The sequence below is a fragment of the Streptomyces sp. NPDC058221 genome, assembly GCF_042882365.1.
Classification (GTDB): domain Bacteria; phylum Actinomycetota; class Actinomycetes; order Streptomycetales; family Streptomycetaceae; genus Streptomyces.
Genome location: NZ_JBHVWF010000119.1, coordinates 1 through 16,764, shown reverse-complemented (window position 1 = coordinate 16,764; position 16,764 = coordinate 1). Strand labels below are relative to the sequence as shown.

General features: G+C 70.9%; 15 protein-coding genes and 1 pseudogene. 7 read left to right on the top strand and 9 right to left on the bottom strand.

Annotated features, from left to right (window positions below; all coding sequences use genetic code 11):
* Positions 1-161: 161 nt before the first annotated feature.
* Positions 162-1,295, top strand: coding sequence for a substrate-binding domain-containing protein (locus ACFVW8_RS29495; protein WP_389695265.1), 1,134 nt, complete (start codon positions 162-164; stop codon positions 1,293-1,295).
* A gap of 10 nt (positions 1,296-1,305) precedes the next feature.
* Positions 1,306-1,797: a MarR family winged helix-turn-helix transcriptional regulator gene (locus ACFVW8_RS29490; RefSeq protein WP_389695263.1), complete on the top strand. Its 492-nt coding sequence runs from the start codon at positions 1,306-1,308 to the stop codon at positions 1,795-1,797.
* A 309-nt stretch (positions 1,798-2,106) separates the two neighbouring features.
* On the opposite strand, the gene ACFVW8_RS29485 is transcribed toward ACFVW8_RS29490, so the two are convergent.
* From ACFVW8_RS29485 to ACFVW8_RS29475, 3 genes are all read right to left on the bottom strand, one after another.
* The gene (locus ACFVW8_RS29485) at positions 2,107-2,694 is read right to left on the bottom strand and encodes a hypothetical protein (protein WP_389695261.1); all 588 of its coding nucleotides are present in this window, start codon (positions 2,692-2,694) and stop codon (positions 2,107-2,109) included.
* A 324-nt stretch (positions 2,695-3,018) separates the two neighbouring features.
* Positions 3,019-3,729: a hypothetical protein gene (locus ACFVW8_RS29480; protein ID WP_389695259.1), complete on the bottom strand. Its 711-nt coding sequence runs from the start codon at positions 3,727-3,729 to the stop codon at positions 3,019-3,021.
* Between the two features lie 132 nt (positions 3,730-3,861).
* Positions 3,862-6,345 (bottom strand): polysaccharide lyase 8 family protein, encoded by a 2,484-nt coding sequence (locus ACFVW8_RS29475; protein ID WP_389695257.1) that lies wholly within the window; start codon positions 6,343-6,345, stop codon positions 3,862-3,864.
* A gap of 366 nt (positions 6,346-6,711) precedes the next feature.
* On the opposite strand from ACFVW8_RS29475, the gene ACFVW8_RS29470 reads away from it, so the two are divergent.
* Positions 6,712-7,233 carry a hypothetical protein gene (locus ACFVW8_RS29470; RefSeq protein ID WP_389695255.1) on the top strand — a complete coding sequence of 174 codons (522 nt, stop codon included), beginning with the start codon at positions 6,712-6,714 and terminating at the stop codon, positions 7,231-7,233.
* Positions 7,234-7,439: 206 nt separating this feature from the next.
* Positions 7,440-8,033 carry a class F sortase gene (locus ACFVW8_RS29465; protein ID WP_389695284.1) on the top strand — a complete coding sequence of 198 codons (594 nt, stop codon included), beginning with the start codon at positions 7,440-7,442 and terminating at the stop codon, positions 8,031-8,033.
* Positions 8,034-8,105: 72 nt separating this feature from the next.
* Here ACFVW8_RS29465 and ACFVW8_RS29460 read toward each other — a convergent pair whose 3' ends face one another.
* Complete coding sequence (locus tag ACFVW8_RS29460; protein ID WP_389695253.1) at positions 8,106-9,029, bottom strand: NmrA family NAD(P)-binding protein; 924 nt, start codon at positions 9,027-9,029, stop codon at positions 8,106-8,108.
* Positions 9,030-9,159: 130 nt separating this feature from the next.
* Between ACFVW8_RS29460 and ACFVW8_RS29455 the strand changes: the two genes are divergently transcribed.
* A complete protein-coding gene (locus ACFVW8_RS29455) occupies positions 9,160-9,726 on the top strand; it encodes a TetR/AcrR family transcriptional regulator (protein ID WP_389695251.1) in 567 nt (188 codons plus the stop codon).
* 27 nt (positions 9,727-9,753) lie between these two features.
* On the opposite strand, the gene ACFVW8_RS29450 is transcribed toward ACFVW8_RS29455, so the two are convergent.
* The 3 genes and pseudogenes from ACFVW8_RS29450 to ACFVW8_RS29440 all read right to left on the bottom strand — a co-directional run.
* Positions 9,754-11,703, bottom strand: a complete 1,950-nt coding sequence (locus ACFVW8_RS29450) for an ABC transporter permease (RefSeq protein ID WP_389695249.1) — start codon at positions 11,701-11,703, stop codon at positions 9,754-9,756.
* A gap of 58 nt (positions 11,704-11,761) precedes the next feature.
* Positions 11,762-12,568, bottom strand: coding sequence for a molybdate ABC transporter substrate-binding protein (modA, locus tag ACFVW8_RS29445; protein WP_389695247.1), 807 nt, complete (start codon positions 12,566-12,568; stop codon positions 11,762-11,764).
* A 156-nt stretch (positions 12,569-12,724) separates the two neighbouring features.
* Positions 12,725-12,916, bottom strand: a pseudogene (locus ACFVW8_RS29440) (MerR family transcriptional regulator); the annotation flags it as partial.
* 222 nt (positions 12,917-13,138) lie between these two features.
* On the opposite strand from ACFVW8_RS29440, the gene ACFVW8_RS29435 reads away from it, so the two are divergent.
* Positions 13,139-13,756, top strand: coding sequence for a TetR/AcrR family transcriptional regulator (locus ACFVW8_RS29435; RefSeq protein ID WP_389695245.1), 618 nt, complete (start codon positions 13,139-13,141; stop codon positions 13,754-13,756).
* Positions 13,753-14,664 (top strand): SDR family oxidoreductase, encoded by a 912-nt coding sequence (locus ACFVW8_RS29430; RefSeq protein WP_389695243.1) that lies wholly within the window; start codon positions 13,753-13,755, stop codon positions 14,662-14,664. The genes ACFVW8_RS29435 and ACFVW8_RS29430 overlap by 4 nt, the downstream gene beginning before the upstream one ends.
* 56 nt (positions 14,665-14,720) lie before the next feature.
* On the opposite strand, the gene fabV is transcribed toward ACFVW8_RS29430, so the two are convergent.
* Positions 14,721-15,923 carry an enoyl-[acyl-carrier-protein] reductase FabV gene (gene fabV, locus ACFVW8_RS29425; RefSeq protein WP_389695241.1) on the bottom strand — a complete coding sequence of 401 codons (1,203 nt, stop codon included), beginning with the start codon at positions 15,921-15,923 and terminating at the stop codon, positions 14,721-14,723.
* 217 nt (positions 15,924-16,140) lie between these two features.
* Positions 16,141-16,764, bottom strand: a 624-nt coding sequence (locus ACFVW8_RS29420) for an aminoglycoside phosphotransferase family protein (RefSeq protein WP_389695239.1), incomplete at its 5' end; no start/stop codon positions are given.

Below are 16,764 nucleotides of genomic sequence, written 5' to 3'. Positions count from 1 at the left end.
GGCCGCCTCCTTCCCCCAGCGTGGCAGGACGTCTCCCGTTACCAGGACCGATGCGCGGAACGATCGTCTTGAGCGGAACCGTTCGATACGCTGTCCGGCGATACCGTGACCTGCGGGGAGTCGCTCCCCACGGCCGTCCGGCCTTGCCACAGGGGGAGCCCATGCGACTGCATGTCGACCAGCGCCATGAGCGGGTACTCGAGATCGTCCGGCAGCGCGGCAGTCTCCGGGTCGCCGAGCTTGCGTCCGAACTCGGCGTCTCCGCGGTGACGTTGAGGCGGGACGTGGAGACGCTGGCCGCCCGGGGCAGTCTGCGGCGGCTGCACGGGGCCGTGGTGTGGCCGACGGACCGGCCCGCACCGGAGGCGCGGCACCCGGCTGCGGAGGGCGCCGTGATCGGAATGATCGTGCCGACCACCACCTTCATCTTCGCCGACATCGTGCGCGGTGCCCGGGAGGCCGTGGAGGCCCGCGGCGGCCGGCTGGTACTGGGGATGTCGGGCTATGTGGACACCGAGGACCCGGTGCAGGCGGAACACCTCCTGGCCGGTGGCGCCGAGGGCCTGCTGATCGCACCCAGCTGGTTCGGCGGCGTGCCCGTCGGTGGCCAGGAGAAGTGGCTGCTGGAGTGCCCCGTGCCGGCCGTCCTGGTCGAGCGCTCGGCGCCGGCAGGCAACCCCGCCGCGGGACTCGACCGGGTGCGCACCGACCGGGCTCACGGCGCCGCCGAAGCGGTGGGCCACCTCGCCGAACTCGGCCACCGGTCCGTCGCCGCGGTGCTCCAGGAGGGGCCGCACGCCGCGCAGATCACTGCCGGATACCTGGCGGCCGTGGAATCGCTCGGGCTGACGCCCGTGCCGGGGTCACCGGACGTCAGGGAGCGTGGTGCGTACGACGAGATGGCGGAGTACCTCGTCGACGCGGTCAGGAACCGCGGCGTCACCGCGGTCCTCGTCCACAGCGACGAGGACGCGATCGTGCTGGTGCCACGGTTGCAGTCCCGAGGCATCAGTATCCCCGCAGACCTGGCCGTCATCGCCTACGACGACGAGGTCGCCGGGCTGTCCGACGTACCGCTGACGGCCGTGGCACCGCCGAAGCGTGCGGTGGGGGAGCTGGCGGCGAAGCTCATTCTGCAGCGCCTGGCCGAGCGCGCGTCGGGCAGCAGGCCGACGCCGCGTCAGCACCTTGAGCTGCTCCCCGAGTTGCGGGTACGGGCGTCCTGCGGAGCGAGTGAGGCGCACGACCGGGTGCAGGGGCAGGACCGTTTTCTCTCCGGTGCCGGTGAGCTGTAGCGTCACGGCCATGAAACCGCCGACCGGCACCACCACCGACCAGGCACCGGCCGATCCGGCCGCCACCGATGACATGCTGGCCACCCAGCCCATCGGCTACTGGAGCGGTCTCGCCCATGCGTCGGTCACCCGGCACCTGCGTGACGCCATGGCCAGGATCGACGTCACGCAGCCGCAGTACTGGGTGTTGAACCGTGTGCACGGGGGGACCGGGGCGCCGACCCGCGAGGAGGTCATCGGCCAGTTGACTCCCCTCGCGGACGGGCAGCACGAGATCGCGCGGGTCGTCGACCAGCTGATCCACCGTGGCTGGCTCAGGACCGACGCGGGGCAGCGGCTGCACCTGTCCGAAGCGGGGGAGGCGGCCAGGGTGCGGCTGCGCGAGCTGGTGACCGGACTGCGTGCTGTGGTCCACGAGGGAATCAGCGACGAGGAGTACGTGGCCGCGCTCAGGGTGCTGCGCAGGATGGTGGCCAACGTCGAGGGAGACGAGGGCTCCTAGCGTGCTGACCCCTCCTCGCTCCCGAGCCCGGATGAGGACGGCGGCGGTCCCGTTCCGCCGGATGTCCTGGCTCGTGTCCGCAAAGTCATGGGAGCCGGAGTCGTAGGCAGGCGAGAGTGGCCATGGCCCTGAAGTGGGCGGCCCTGTCCGTCGCAGGCCAGATGAATCTTGGCAGTCGGTCCGCCTCGGGACCGGCCGCCCCGTACGCGACCGTGGCAGCAACGGCTCCACCGCAGCCCACGCCTCGTCAGTCAACTCATCTCGCCCCAACACGATGTACCCACGATCGACAGACTTCGCGGACACGGCCTAAGGGCTGTCCCGGGTGGCAGCAACTTCGGCGAACAGGTCTACGTAGGCGTCCCGATTCGGGCGCGTGTAGTCAGGCTCCGTGGTGGTGACGGTCTCGGAGCATTCCACCTTCTCGTCGCCCTCCAGCACGGCCTTGCGGATCAGGTCGCCGGTCCGCGCCTCACGGACGTATACGGTGCTGCGGCCCTGGGCGAACTTGATGCTCATGGTGGCCGCGCCCACACCGTGTCGGTCGTACACGCAGGGGATATCCGTATCCGGTATCGACCCGGACACCGCGCTGCACGCCACCAGTTGCACCGAATCCGGATCCGGATCCTTCCTCCCCGCCGACTCCTTCTTTGTCGTGCCCATGGAGGAGTACGGGTCCCACCCGTCTTCGATGACCACCCATGGGTGCGGTGCCGAACCCGGCTCGTACGACGCCGCACGCGGGAACGGCTCACCCCCCTCACACATGCGCGCGAAATCCTTCCGCTCGCGCGGCTTGTCGCCGAGGACGGCGTCGTTGACGGATGGCAGCAGCATCAGCACCCACGCCACCAGGGCCGCGGAGCCGAGCGTCGCCACCATGGCCTTGATCACGCGACGTCGCACACGAGTCATGAGCCGGATGATACGGATTCCGGCGGAGAGGGGCGGGAGCGATGCCTCGGCCAGGTAGCTGAGCAGTCTGCCGCCCCTCCCGTGATCCCAGCTCAGAGCCTCCTCACCCTCAGCCCCGGGCCACGCGCGATAGCGGGCAAGGCCCTCGCACGGCCCGGGGCCCGGATCCGGGGATCAGCCTCCGCGGCTGCCCCGCCCACGGGCGCGATGGCCACTACCGAGGCCGGCCCAAGCCGAAGGGCTCTGCCGCCTCGACGGCAAGCCACCCATCAGCCGAGTCAACAACGCTGCGGTTCAACACACTTAGGTCGCCACATCCGCGTACGTGGTGCCGACCTTCAGCCCGTCGACCCAGTTGATGACCCGCTTGTCCTGCACCTCGGCTCCGTAACTGCCCCACCGGGTGTCGTTGCCCAGGTCGTCCCAGGTACGGCCGGAGAACTCCGCGACCTTCGAGCCGTTGTAGTACGCCTCGACCCAGCCGGTGGACGCGTCGGTGGAGGTGTGGATGCCGAGCACGATCCGCTTGTACGTGCTGGTCGTCACCGGGGTCGACCACTTGAGGGTCCAGACCTCGCCCACCTCGATGTGGAAGAGCTTGAGGACCCCGCCCTCGACCTTCATCAGGACCGGATAGTTCTGCTGGTTCTCGTCGTTGGTGCCGTACGACTTCCACTGGAAGATCGTCCCCGCGTCCGGGGTGTTGGTCGAGGTGTCCCAGCCCAGGTAGTAGGTGCTGTTGTTCCTGAACGTGTAGCGGGAGCCGCCGACTTCGATGCCGTGGGCCTCGCAACGCAGCAGCCCGAGCGGCTTGTTGAACTTGAACACCGTGCCCCGGCCGTCGTTGTTGTCCTGAGCGGTGACGCTGCCGGGGGAGTCGCACAGGACTCCGCCGAATGCGGCTGTCCCCGCCGAGGCATCGCCGTTCCAGATCACGGACGCACCGGCGGGATGGGCTGCCACGAGACACCAGGCGAACGTCGCGGCGGCAGTGGCGAGAAGGGACTTGCGCATGGTCGGACCTCCCGAGTGGGGCACCTCCGCCGGCCGGTGGGGCAGCCCGCGGAGGTGAGGGGCGTGGATGGATGGTGCCGGTCCGGTGCCCGCGCGCACGGGGCGGCGGGCCCGGGACGAAGGCGCCTCGGGTCAGGCTGTGCGGACCTTGACCCGGTGCGTCGCTCCGTAGCTGCCGCTGAGGTCGCCGAACGTGAGGGCGAGGGAGGGACCGGTCCGGGCATCGGTGACCGCAGGGGCCTTCGAGACAACGGACGTGACCGCCCGCTTCCAGACGAGGGTCAGGCCCTTGACGCTGCGGGACGGGTCGGCCACCGAGACCGTCGCCGTTCCGTCGCGCCGCTCCCGGATCTGCACGCTCACCGGTGCGTCGGCCGTGACCTTGCCGACCGTACCCGCGGACCAGAAGTTGATCCCGGTGAAGCCGAGCGAGGGGACGTGGATGCCGTGCTGACGCGAGGTGTTGGCGAGGATCCGCAGCCACAGCGGGTCGAGGGCGCGGGCGGCTGTGCGGAGTTCACCGGCGCCGGGCATGAGGATGTAGGCGTACGAGGCGTCCTGCGGGTCGGTGCCGTGGTCCTGCCACAGCGTCAGGTAGCGGCGGGTGAACGGGGTGGGCGAACTGCCGGCGTTGATGTCCTTCCACGCGCCGGTCCGCTCCTCGCGCAGGGCGTTGACCCGGGCGCCGCCCGCCTGCGGGAAGACATAGCCGGCGTGGCCCCGGATGTGCGCCCACCTGATGTGACTGCGTGTGGTGTGCCGGCCCTGGGTGCCCGGCTGCGGGATGCCGTTGAGGGTGAGCACGGCGGTGCCGGACGCACCCAGGTTGCGGTTGTCGATCACCGTCTCTACGGGGGTGCCGTCGGCCGAGGTGATGCCCGCGCCGAGGCAGACGATCGAGTCGTCGAGCCAGAACCACGACTTCTTCGCGGTCATCGTGCTGCCGATGCCCCGCAGATGCTGTCCGGTGGTGCCGAACTCGCCGTCGGTGGTACCGCCCACCCAGGCGGTGTCCGGCTTCGGGTTGCCCCAGTCGCCGCCGAACCCGTCCGGAAGGGGCTTCTTCGAGACGGTGATCCCGGGCAGCCGGTACGGGTCGACGGTCGGCCAGTAGGTGTCCGAGTACTGCCCCAGGCCGTGGTCGCCGCCCCACCAGGACAGCCACCCCGACCCGGTGTGGTAGCCGCGGGCGTGCTCGCCGTTGCCGAACTCGTAGTGTGCGATGCGGGCGGAGGCCATGGAGACCGACGCGCCCCAGTCACGACGGCGGTGGGTGGCACGGTCCATGTTGTGGAAGGTCCGGTGCTCGGCCGGCTCGGGTGACGCCTTCACCGCGTCGTCGTCGAACAGCTTCTGCAACAGGGCCGTGTTGACCAGGCTCAGCTTCGGATTCTTCAGCGCGGGGCCGTACGAGTCGCGTTGCAGCCAGCCCTTGACCATGGAGTTCCAGCGGGCCCGCTCCTCGGCGCTCGCTCCCTGCCCGACCAGGACCACCGAGGCCATCACGCTGTGCGCGCGGGTGTGGTCGTCCTGCGGCAGCTGGAAGGAGTCGGCCTCCGTCAGACCGCGGCTGATGCCCCGGCTGGAGACGTTGTCCATCATCAGGCCGTCGTAGATGAACGGGGCGATGGCGTTGTCGACGGTGTCCAGGAAGAGCTGACTGCCCGGGTCGTCCACCTGCCACGTCGAGTCCCGCAGCAGTGCGAACAGCCGGCCGAGGCCGTCGTGGAGGACCGCGCCGTAGCCCCCGATGTACGGGACGTCGGTGTGCTGGACGAACGAGCCGTCGGCGTAGAAGCCGTCGCCGGTCGTGACGTAGGGGAAGACCGGGGACAGCGCGTCACGGCCCAGCGCGATCTTCTCCGCGCTGCCGCCGACGACACCGCGCAGGATGATCCCGCGGCACAGGTCGACCCGGTTGGCCCCGGTGCTGGTGCCGGTGTACTTCGCCACCGCCGAGTCCGGCAGGAACCTGTCCACCGACCGGCAGTACGTGGCCAGCTGCTCGGCCGACAGATGCTCGTGGAGCAGCACGGCGGTGTCCATGAGCGCCTGGGGCGAGCCGATCTGGAAGTTCCACCAGTTCCCGAAGGGCTCGGCGTCCGCGCTGTAGACGTCCGAGCAGAGGTGGTCCAGGCCGGTGATGACGGCGTCGCGCAGGGCCGTGTCCCCGGTGACTCCGGTGCCCGGCTGGACGTAGGCCTGGGCCATGGTGCTCAGCCGGGTGAAGCTGTCGTTCATCCGGGCCGAGTAGCCGTACGACTCCTGGTCGGTGTCCGGGGACGGGTCGGCGTAGCCGAGGCCCGGCCAGAGCGAGCCGGCCGCCGGAGCCATGGTGGTCCGGAAGCCGGTCGCCTGGGTGCCGAGCGTGGCGAGCTTCGTCCGGAAGGGTTCCGCTGTCGGGCTGAAGCCCTCGCCCAGGATCAGGGTGCGCCACTTGGTGCGCAGCGTGCCGAAGGCGCCATCGGTCCCGTCGGCGGCCGGTGCGGTGGTGGCGGGGGCGGCCGAGGCGGCGCCGGTCCCGGTCCCGGTCAGGCCGGCCGCGAGCGCGGTGCCGCCGGTGGCCGTCAGGAACGTGCGGCGGGACCAGTGGGGTGGGGGAGGAGGGGGTGTCATGGGTGCTCCGGAGGCCAGGAGATGGGCGGGCGAGCGCGGTGAAGTCAGCCGGTTTTTAGCACGCATGCGTTCAATCGCTCAATGGAATCGACGCAATTGATCGTTTCGATCGAAAGGGGCGCCCATCATTCGGCCTGCTATGCCGCAGACGTCATGCTTCGTCTCTCGGTCCGCGGACCCCGTCAGACTGCTGAGCATCACCTCGGCGGCCGGCCGGTCAGGTGCTGCTCCATTCGGCGCTGAGGGGTGAGGCGGTCGAGTGGCGGGTCACCCGGGTGCCACTTAGCGTCACCTGTGCCGAGGGGTAAAGCTCGCTCATGCGGACAAAAGGTCCGCAGCTGCCTTTCGAGGATCCGGAGATTGATCATGCGCGTGATACGTGTCGCTTCTGCTGCTCTGCTCGGGGTCGCCGCCCTCGGTGTCACTGCCCCGGCGGCCCTGGCCGACGACGGGAACCACAACATCACGTCGTTCGGCTTCACCGTCTCCCCGTCGACGGTCGCACCCGGCGGCACGGTGACCCTCAACGCCACCGGCTGCGAGGTCCCGTCGGTGACCGTCTCCTCCGGGGTCTTCGACACCGTCACTCTTGAGGAGGGGCACTCGGCCACCGCCCGGGTGGACGACGACGCGAAGCCGGGCGCCGAGTACGACGTGACCTTCGACTGCAAGGGGGAGAAGGGCACCACGCCGCTGACCATCCGAAGCGGCTCGGGCCACGGCGACCACACGGGTCCGGTGAAGCCCGACAACGGCGTCCGTGCCGGTGCCGGTGGCAGCGTCGCCGGCATGAGCCCGGGGCAGATCGGCGGCGGGGCGGCCCTGGTTGCCGGGGTGCTGGGATTCGGTGCCCTCAAGCTGCGCCGCCGCACCGGCGGCAACGCCTGACCGCAGCAACACTCGGACCTGGCCCCGGCGTGGGGCCGGGCCCGGCCGTCACCGGACCGGGAGGTGGAGGAGTCGTGCGCAGAGCCGTGTGGCACGAGTGGACCGAGCCCGCTGAACTCCCTGAGCCGGCCGCAGCCGCACGGCGGGACCGGAACGGCGCGGGCACCGGGCGCAGCGGCCCGCGCTGGAGCACCCTCGCCGTCGTCCTGCTGATCGGCCTGTCGCTGATCAGGCAGGGCTTCGGGGGATCCGCCGGACCGCCCCAGCCCGCCTCGGCCGTGGGCGACCCGTCCGGTCCCTCGGGCGCCGGTGCGTGGCCCAAGGGGCCGCCGCCCGCACCCCTGCCTCGCTCCGCGCCCGAACGGATCACGATCCCCTCGATCGGTGTCGACGCCCCGGTGGGGAAGGTCGGGCTCGGGGCGGACAACTGGATCGACGCACCGCCGCTGACGGACAACAACCTGGCTGCCTGGTACGACGGTTCCGCCACCCCCGGTGAACCCGGCACATCCGTGGTCGTCGGTCATGTCGACAACAAGGCGGGCCCCGCAGTCTTCTACGGTCTCGGCGCACTCGAGAAGGGGCGCCGCATGGAGATCCGCCGCGCCGACGGCAGTACCGCTGTCTTCTCCGTGTACGCCGTGGAGGTCGTCAGCAAGAGCGACTTCCCGGCCGACCGCGTCTACGCGGACTCCTCCGAGCCGGAGTTGCGGGTGCTCACCTGTGGCGGCGGCTTCTCCCGGAAGGCCGGCTACGACAGCAACGTCGTCGTGTACGCCCGGCTCACCTCGGTGAGCTGAGCTGACCGGCGATCGGCCTGCCGCGCACAAGGGTGTCCGGTCCGTGGGCCCGCGGCCCGGGGCCGGCCGTCGTCAGGCCCCGGTCCGCAGGTGTGCCTGTGCCCACTCCTCGAACGGCGTGAGCGGGATGCCGAGGGTGCGTGCGAACTCCGGGCGTGCGGGCTGGCCGACCACGTTCATGCGCTCGTGCGAGGCTCCCATGCCCGGCATTCCGGCGGCGGTGGCCTCCTCTTCGGTCATGTCGGGCGCGGCCAGCCCGGCGCCCAGGGAGCGGGAAAGGATCGCGGCGATGTCCGTCATGGTCAGGTAGTCGCTCGCCAGCTCCAGCTCGACCCCGTCGAACCGCTCCGGCGCGGCGAATGCTGCTGCCGCGGCCGTGCCGATGTCGTCCACGGCCACCAGGGAGAGCCGGGTCGCGGGCTTGAGGACGCTCACCAGACCGCCCTCGACACCGCGCGGGAACAGGAAGGCCATGGAGGGGAGGAAGTTCTCCATGAAGAAGCCCGGCTTGATCAGGGTCCAGTGCGCGAAGCCCGCCTCACGGACCCGGTCCTGGATTGCGGCCTTGGTGGCGTAGTAGGGCTCCATCGCGGCCCAGCGGCCCTCGGCCCAGCCGGGCGCCTCGGTGTGCTGTCCGGCGCCGGAGACGGAGGTGTGCACGAACTGCGGCACGCCGGCGGACAGCGAGCCCTCGATCAGATTGACCGCCTGGGCCAGCTCCCCCTCGAAGCCCCGGCCGGCCAGGTCGGGCATCTGCACCGAGAAGACGGCGCGGGTCCCCTCGGCGGCCCGGGTGACCGAGTCGCGGTCGAGGAGGTCGCCCGTGACGAGTTCGGCGCCGAGCTTCTCGACGGCCCTGGCCCGCTCGGTGGCGGAGTCGCGGACCAGTGCCCGGACGGGGATGCCCGCCGCGAGCAGGGCGCGCGCCGTGGCGCCGCCCTGCCGGCCGGTGGAGCCGGTCACGAGGACCGGCGCAGATGTGGGATCCGTGGACATGATGCTCCTCGAATGACGCGCAGAGACTAAACGGCGGGCCCCGCCGTTTCTGGTTCGATACGATACGGAGGGGCCCGCCACTTAGCAAGCGAGCACCGGTGAGGTCACTCGGAACCCAGAAGGAGACGCCATGCCCGGCCAGCGCGCGGACGCCCGTCGCAACTACACGCGCATCCTCGACGTGGCGGAGGAGGAGGTCGCCGCGCACGGCGCAGATGCCTCCCTGGAACGGATCGCCCGCATCGCGGGGGTCGGATCGGCCACGGTGCGCAGGCACTTTCCCAGCAGGCGCGCGCTGTTGGAGGCGGTCTTCCGCGAAAGGATCGAGGCGTTGTGCGCCCTCGCCGTCGACCTCGCCGGCGCGGCGGACGCCCGCGACGCGCTGCTGGAGTGGCTCAGCGCCCTCACCGCATACGCCGCGTCCGCCCGTGGACTGGCCACCGCGCTGGCCCTCGACGCGGCGGACGGCCCGGACGAGGCCCATGTGAACGCCTGCTCGACGAAGCTCACCGGTGCGGCCGATCCGCTGCTGGTGCGCGCCGCCCGGGAGGGCGCGGTGACACCCGGCGTGACCGTCGCCGATCTGGTCGCGCTGATCTCCGGTATCGCCCTGGCGACGGAACATCACGAGGACCCCGCAGCCGAGGCGGACCGGCTGCTCGGGCTGACCATGGCGGGAGTCAGTCCGCGGAGATGAGAGGCGGGCGGTTTCTGCCGACGCTGCCTAAAGTGCCACGGTCGTCACTTCGGTCGCCTTGACGCTGGTCCACACCGGTACCCCGTCGGCCAGACCGAGTTCGGCCGCGGCCTGGGGGGTGATCTCGGCGACGAGGTCCGGTGCCTGCGGTGAGGTGATCAGGACGCGCAGCCGACTGCCGCTGGTGGTGATCTCCCGGACGGTGCCCGCCCAGATGTTGCGCGGGCTGCCGCCGGGCTCGGCACGGTGGACGGAGACGGCTTCGGGGGCGATGACCGCGAGTGCCGGGGCACCGGCCGGCAGCGGGTCCGCGAGGACGAGGAGGCCGCCGTCCCGGAGTTCGAGTCCGTCGGCGGTCGCGGTGCCGGGCCAGGCGTTGCGGCCCAGCATGCGGGCGACCCAGGGGGAGCGGGGGTGCCGGGTGACCTCGCCGGGCGGGGCGTCCTGGAGGACACGGCCGTCGTCCAGGACGAGGACGCGGTCGGCGAGGGACACGGTCTCCACCGGATCGTGGGTGACGATCAGACAGACACCGCCGAAGCCGGCGAGGTGGGTGCGCAGGGTGTGCCGTACCTGTGCGCGGGTGGTCTGGTCGAGCGCGGCCAGTGGCTCGTCGAGCAGCAGCAGCCGCGGCCGGGTGGCGAGCGCCCTGGCCAGAGCGATGCGCTGGGCCTGGCCGCCGGAGACCTGGGACGGCTTGCGGGCACTCAGATGCCCCACGCCGAGACGGTCGAGCCACTGCTGGGCCCGGCGGCGGGCCTCGGCGCGCGGTACGCCCTGGGCGCGCAGCCCGTAGGCGGTGTTCGCGAGTGCGCCGAGGTGAGGGAACAGCGCACCGTCCTGGGGGACCCAGGCGACCCCGCGGCGGTGCGTGGGCAGTGCGCTGACGTCCAGCTCGCCGAGCCGCAGCGCGGCGTGGGCGCGCGGGGTCAGTCCCAGCAGGGCGCGCAGCAGGGTCGTCTTGCCGGCGCCGTTGGGGCCGACGACGGCGATGGTGGTGCCGGCGTCGGCGTCGAGAGTGAGCTCGTTGAAACCGGTGACCTCGGCGTGCAGCGGCCAGCTGTCCAGGGTGCCGTCGGCATCGCCCTTGCCCGGCGGATCCGTCCGGATGTCGGGCGAAGGGCCGGGGGGCGGCTCGTCCACCGGGGCGGGCACCCCGGCCGGTGCCGCGCTCGGGGTGCCGGTCCAGCGTCCTCGCAGCCCGATGAGGACGAGCATCGCGATGGCGAGCAGGAGCAGGGAGACCGAGGTGGCGGCTTCCGGATTGTCCTGGAGAAGCAGGTAGACCTGGAGGGGCAGGGTCTGGGTGGTCCCGGGAAGGTTCCCGGCGAAGGTGATGGTGGCGCCGAACTCGCCGAGCGCCCGCGCCCAGGTGAGTGCCGCTCCGGCCGCGAGACCGGGAGCGACCATGGGCAGCGTGACGGTGAAGAACACCCGTACCGGCGAGGCTCCCAGGGAGGAGGCCGTCTCCTCGTAGCGCGGCCGCAGCCCGCCGAGCGCCCCTTCGAGACTGATGACGAGGAACGGCATCGCGACGAACGTCGCCGCCAGGACCGCGCCGGAGGTGTGGAAGGGCAGCGTGATGCCGAACGTGTCCTCCAGCCACGGCCCGATCAGGCCGCGGCGGCCGAAACCGAGCAGCAGCGCGACACCGCCCACCGTCGGCGGCAGCACCATCGGCAGGAGTACGAGGGAGCGGACGAAGGTCTTGCCCGGAAAATCGGTACGGGCCAGCAGCCAGGCCAGCGGCACACCGAGTACGAGCGAGAGCCCGAGCGCCCAGAAGGAGACCAGCAGCGAGAGCTTCAGCGCCTGGGTGGTCCCGGGGCTGGTCAGGTGGGTGCCCAGATCGCCCCATGAGGTGCGGGCGAGGATCCCGATCAGCGGCAGCAGCAGAAAGGCGATGGCCAACAGCGCGGGGATCGCCAGGGCGATCGGTGCGCGAGGGCCGGTGGCGCGGCTGCGAATGCGTCTCATCGAAGTCCCTGAAGCTGGAAGTCCCTGAAGCAGTAAACACCGTGCGGGCGGTCACCGGTTACGGCCGCTGGAAGCCGGCGTCGGTAAGGATCTTCAGGGCCTCCGGGGTGGCGAGCCACTTCACGAACGCCGCCGCGGCCGCACTGTTCTTCGTGGCCTTCAGAGTCGCAGCCGGGTATGAGGCGACGGCGTTCTGCGCATCGGGAATGTCGATGGCCTCGACCTTGTCGGTGGCCGTGGCGGCATCCGTCTTGTAGACGAGACCCGCATCGGCCTCACCGAGCTCGACCTTGCTGAGGACGGCGCGGACGTTCGGCTCCTGCGAGACCGGCTTCACCGCGATCTTCTGGGCGTCCAGGATCTGCTTGCTGTAGCGGCCCACCGGCACCTCGGGGGCGGCCAGCACCACCTTCAGCTCGGTGTCGGAGAGGTCCTTGAGGTTGTCGATCTTCTCCGGGTTGCCCTTGCCGGTGGCGATCACCAGGCGGTTCTTGGCGATGACGGTCGGTTTCCCGGTGTCGGACGTGAGGCCGTCCATCGTCTTGGTGTCCGCGGTGACCAGGGCATCGGCGGGTGCGCCCTGCTTGACCTGGGCGGCGAGCTCCTGAGAACCGGCGAAGGAGAACTTCACCTCGGTGCCGGGGTGCTCCTTCTCGTACGCGGCACCTGCCGTCTTGAAGACGTCGGTCAGGGACGATGCGGCCAGCACGGTCAGGTCGGCCTTCGGTACATCGGAACCGGATGCGGTGGCCTCGGCGTCCGAGTCCTTCTTGTCGTTGTCGCTGCCACAGGCTGCCAGCGGGACGAGGAGAGCGGCCGTGAGGATCGCGGCCGCGGTACGGCGTCTGGTGAAGGCGAGGGACATGAGGGTCGGACTCCTTGCGGAACGTGGTCGGCTGGTGCCGTCCGAGCGGATGGTGCGAGCCGCGTCGGGGACGGGCGACGCCGCTGGGTGGAGCTGTGGGGTCTTCGGGGCGCCGGGTCAGGTGCGGTCGGCGTGCACGGTGGTCGACCTGACGCGGGACGCGTCGCTCCTGCCGGTACCGCCCTGGGCGACCGCAACGGAGAACGCGGCCGGGGCCCGGGCGTCCACGAGGCGGTGGCCTCTTTCGCCGCGGCATGCCGCGACCCGTCCGGCGTCCGCCCGGCGGCGCGCGGTGTCGGGGCCGGCGCCGAGCAGAAGAGCGGTCTGTCCAGTGGCGTAGGACTGCATGTGCCACACAGTAAGGGCTTTGGGTTTGCATTTACAATGTGTAATGCGAACCTCCATGGCAGATGCGCATTCGTTCGGAGGAACGTCCGAAGCCCGTGTTGCCGGTACGCCGAGGGTGCCGTGACCGCGGTATCGGTAGGCGGAAGCCCCGGGGCGCGGCTTGTGGGCGGGGATGGCGGCTGATTTAATAAATGAACCATCATTTATTAACTGGAGGCGTTAATGGCCGGGCGTCCCCGAGCCGTCGAGGATTCGGTGATTCTGCGTGGGGCGGCCGAGGTGATTGGCCGGGTGGGTCCTGCGGGGCTCACGCTGGCGGCCGTGGCCGGCGAGGTGGGACTGGTGGCCGGCACGCTCGTGCAGCGTTTCGGCTCCAAGCACGGTCTGCTGGTGGCACTCGCCAAGCAGTCTGCGCAGGACGCGGACGCAAGGTACGAGCAGGTGTGGACGGAGCGGACTTCCGCCCTGGCGGCGCTGACGGTGCTGGCGGTGGAGTCGATGGCTCACATGACCACGCCGGAGAGCTTCGCCAATCACCTGGCTTTCCTGTGCATGGATCTGACCGACCCTCAGTTGCACGAGCACGCCCTGGCCATTCACCGGGCCCAGGGAAGAGCGATCGAGACACTGTTGACCGCCGCCGTGTCCTCGGGGGAGCTCCGGGCCGGAACGGATACGGCAGCGCTGGCCGGATCCGTTCAGGCGATCATCGCCGGTGTCGGCCTGACCTGGGCGCTCGACCGTCAGGGCACGTTGCCCCAGCGACTCCGGCAGGAAGTCGGCACCATCGTGTCGCCTCACATCCCGTCCAACGACAGCACCAGCTCGGAGGAGTCATGACGAACGCCGAACAGCCGCTGGCCGGGAAGGTCGCCCTGGTCGCGGGGGGCACCCGGGGCGGGGGGCGGGGCATCGCCGTCGCGCTCGGAGCGGCGGGTGCCACCGTGTACGTCACCGGCCGCAGCAGCAGGGCCGGACGCTCCGACCTGGAGCGTCCGGAGACCATCGAGGAGACCGCCGAACTGATCGCCGCAGCCGGCGGCACCGGCATCGCCGTGCGCGCTGACCACAGCGACCCGGAGGACGTCCGCGCGCTGGTCGACCGGATCGCGGCAGAGCAGCGCGGTCGGCTCGACATCCTGGTCAACTCCGTGTGGGGCGGCGACCCGCTGACCGACTGGGAGCACCCCTTGTGGGAGCAGGACCTGGACACCGGCCTGCGGCTGCTACGGCGGGCCGTGGAGACCCATGTGATCACCAGCCGGTTCGCACTTCCGCTGATGGTGGCCCGTAAGAGCGGTCTGGTGGTGGAGGTCACCGACGGCAACACAGCCAGGTACCGGGGCTCGTTCTTCTACGACCTTGCGAAGTCTGCCGTGATCCGCCTCGCCGTGGCCCAGGCGGCGGAGCTGAAGCAGCACGGTGTCGCGGCGGTGGCTGTCACTCCCGGTTTCCTGCGCTCGGAGGCCATGCTGGAGGGCTTCGGTGTCACCGAGGCCAACTGGCGCGACGGCGCGGCCAGGGACCCCCACTTCGCTCACTCCGAAACCCCCACCTATCTGGGGCGAGCCGTCGCCGCCCTGGCCGCGGACCGCAGCATCATGGCCAGGACCGGGCGGGCCCTGGCCACCTGGGGCCTGTACGAGGAGTACGGGTTCACCGATGCGGACGGCACCCAGCCGGACTGGTCCGCTCATTGGACCAATGCCCTGGAGGAGGAGCACGGGCCGCTCGGTGACCCGCTGTGACTTCTGCGACCCGTGCGCCGTGGGCAGGGTGTCTGCCCGGTTGAGCCGCAGGGGCGTCAGGCGCCCGGGCCCGGCCAGGGGATGTCGGTCTCGACGGGGGCGGTGTAGTCGACGCCGGGTACGGCGAAGCCGTACAGGCGCTGGACCTCGGCGTGGAACCAGTCCAGGTCGGCCAGGTCGGAGATGCTGTCGGTGGTGGCACGGTTCCAGCGGTCGGTGACGGCTGCCTGCACGGCGGGGGCGAGTTCCCACAGATCCAGGCGCAGGCGGCCTTCGTCGTCGAGGGTGAGGGGGCGGGCGCCGGTGAGCTGGTCCCACAGGCCGGTGAGCTGGCTGACCGGCGGGACCATATCCGGACCCAGCACGCCGCGCAGCAGCCCGACATACAGGGCGATGCCGGGGATGGCGGTGGAGGACTGGGTGACGGCGGCCCCGTTGACGGAGGTGAGGGCGCGGCCGCCGACCAGCTTGTCCAGTCGCTCGTCGAGGGTGCGGGCGGTGGCTTCGAGGTGAGCCTTGGCCGCACCGATGGTGCCCTGGCGGTAGATGCCCGCGGTCAGCGGTGAGCCGATGTAGGAGAGCGCGGCGGTGGAGAAACCGTTGGCGAGCAGGTCCCTGCCGGCGAGGTGGCCGATCCACCGTTCCCAGTCCGCGCCGCCCATCACCGCGGTGGTCTGCTCGATGTCGTCGTCCATTGCCGGGGCGCTCTCCACCTCGGTCACCCGAGGGCCGGCGTCGGCGTCGAAGACGAGGGTCTTGGTCGTGCAGGGGGCGCCGATCGGCTTGAGGACGGAGGCGTAGGTGGTGCCGGTGTCCGGATCGGTGCGTCGAGGAGCGGCCACCGAGTAGATCAGGTGGTCCAGGCGCCCGTAGCGCTGCTTGAGGAGATCGGAGACCTGGTCCTTCATCGCGTCGGAGAAGGCGTCTCCGTTGAGGAAGACCATGTCGTGGCCGTGCTCGCGGGCCAGCTCGGCGGTGGCTGCGGTGCGGTACCACCCGGCGGTCCCGGTGCGCCGGCCGGGTGCCTTCTCGAAGCACACCCCGATGCCGCGGATTCCGGTACGGGCGAGCCCGGCGATCGTGGCGGCCAGCCCGTATCCGGCGGACGAGCCGATGACGAGCGCCACCGGCCCCTCTCCCCGGGGCCGGCCTTCGGGCACGGCCTGCCACATGTCGTCCACCAGCTTCCGACAGCCGGCCGGGTGGGAGTCGAAGAAGAGGAAACCGCGGCTCTTGGGGGCGATAACGCGTTCGCTCACGATCAGGTCCTTGGGGTCGGCTCGCAGGAGTGGACAGCGGTGCCCATGAGCTGGCCCACCGCGTCCTGCAAGTCTGCGACCGTACGGATTCGGGTGGTGACCTCATCCGGCACAACGATGACCAGCCGGCCTTGGAGGGTTTCGACCAGTTCAAGGAGCGCTGGGCTCATCCCGGAGGGAGTGGTCCGTGCGCCGCCGCCGGCGCGCTCGCGCAGCCTCACATCCGGGATCTCAGTACGTCGACCTCACAGCCCGGCGCGGACGGGTCGAATCCGTGCTCGACCAGCCAGCGCACCCCCAGCAGGCTTCGCAACGACCACCACGCGCGCAGCACGTCGAGATCGATGTCGGTGCCATAGCCGGCGATGACGTCGCCGAGGTGCTCCTCGTGTCCGAGCGTCAAGGTGGCGAGGTCGAACAGGGCGTCACCGCGGCCCGCCTCGGACCAGTCGATGATGCCGGTGACCTGGGCGCCGTCGACGAAGACGTGATCGATCTGCAGGTCGCCGTGTGTGAACACCGGAGTCCACGGCCGGAGCGCGGCTTCGGCGACCTGGCGGTTGCGGGTGACCAGGTCGGCGGGCAGAACGCCGTTCGTCACGAGCAACTCGCACTCGCCGTCGAGTTCCGCCGCCAACTCGTCGGGACCCCGGCGGCGCCGGCCCGGCCAGGGCGGCAACGGCGCCTCGTGCAACTGCCGGACGGCGGCTCCTGCCGCGGCCCACGCCGCCGGGGACGCGGTCGACGGCTCACCGAGGCGGCCGAGTGCCGTCCCCGGAACGGCGGCGATCGCGAGCACGGGCGGCTTGCGCCACAGGACCTCCGGGGTCGGGACCGGCGC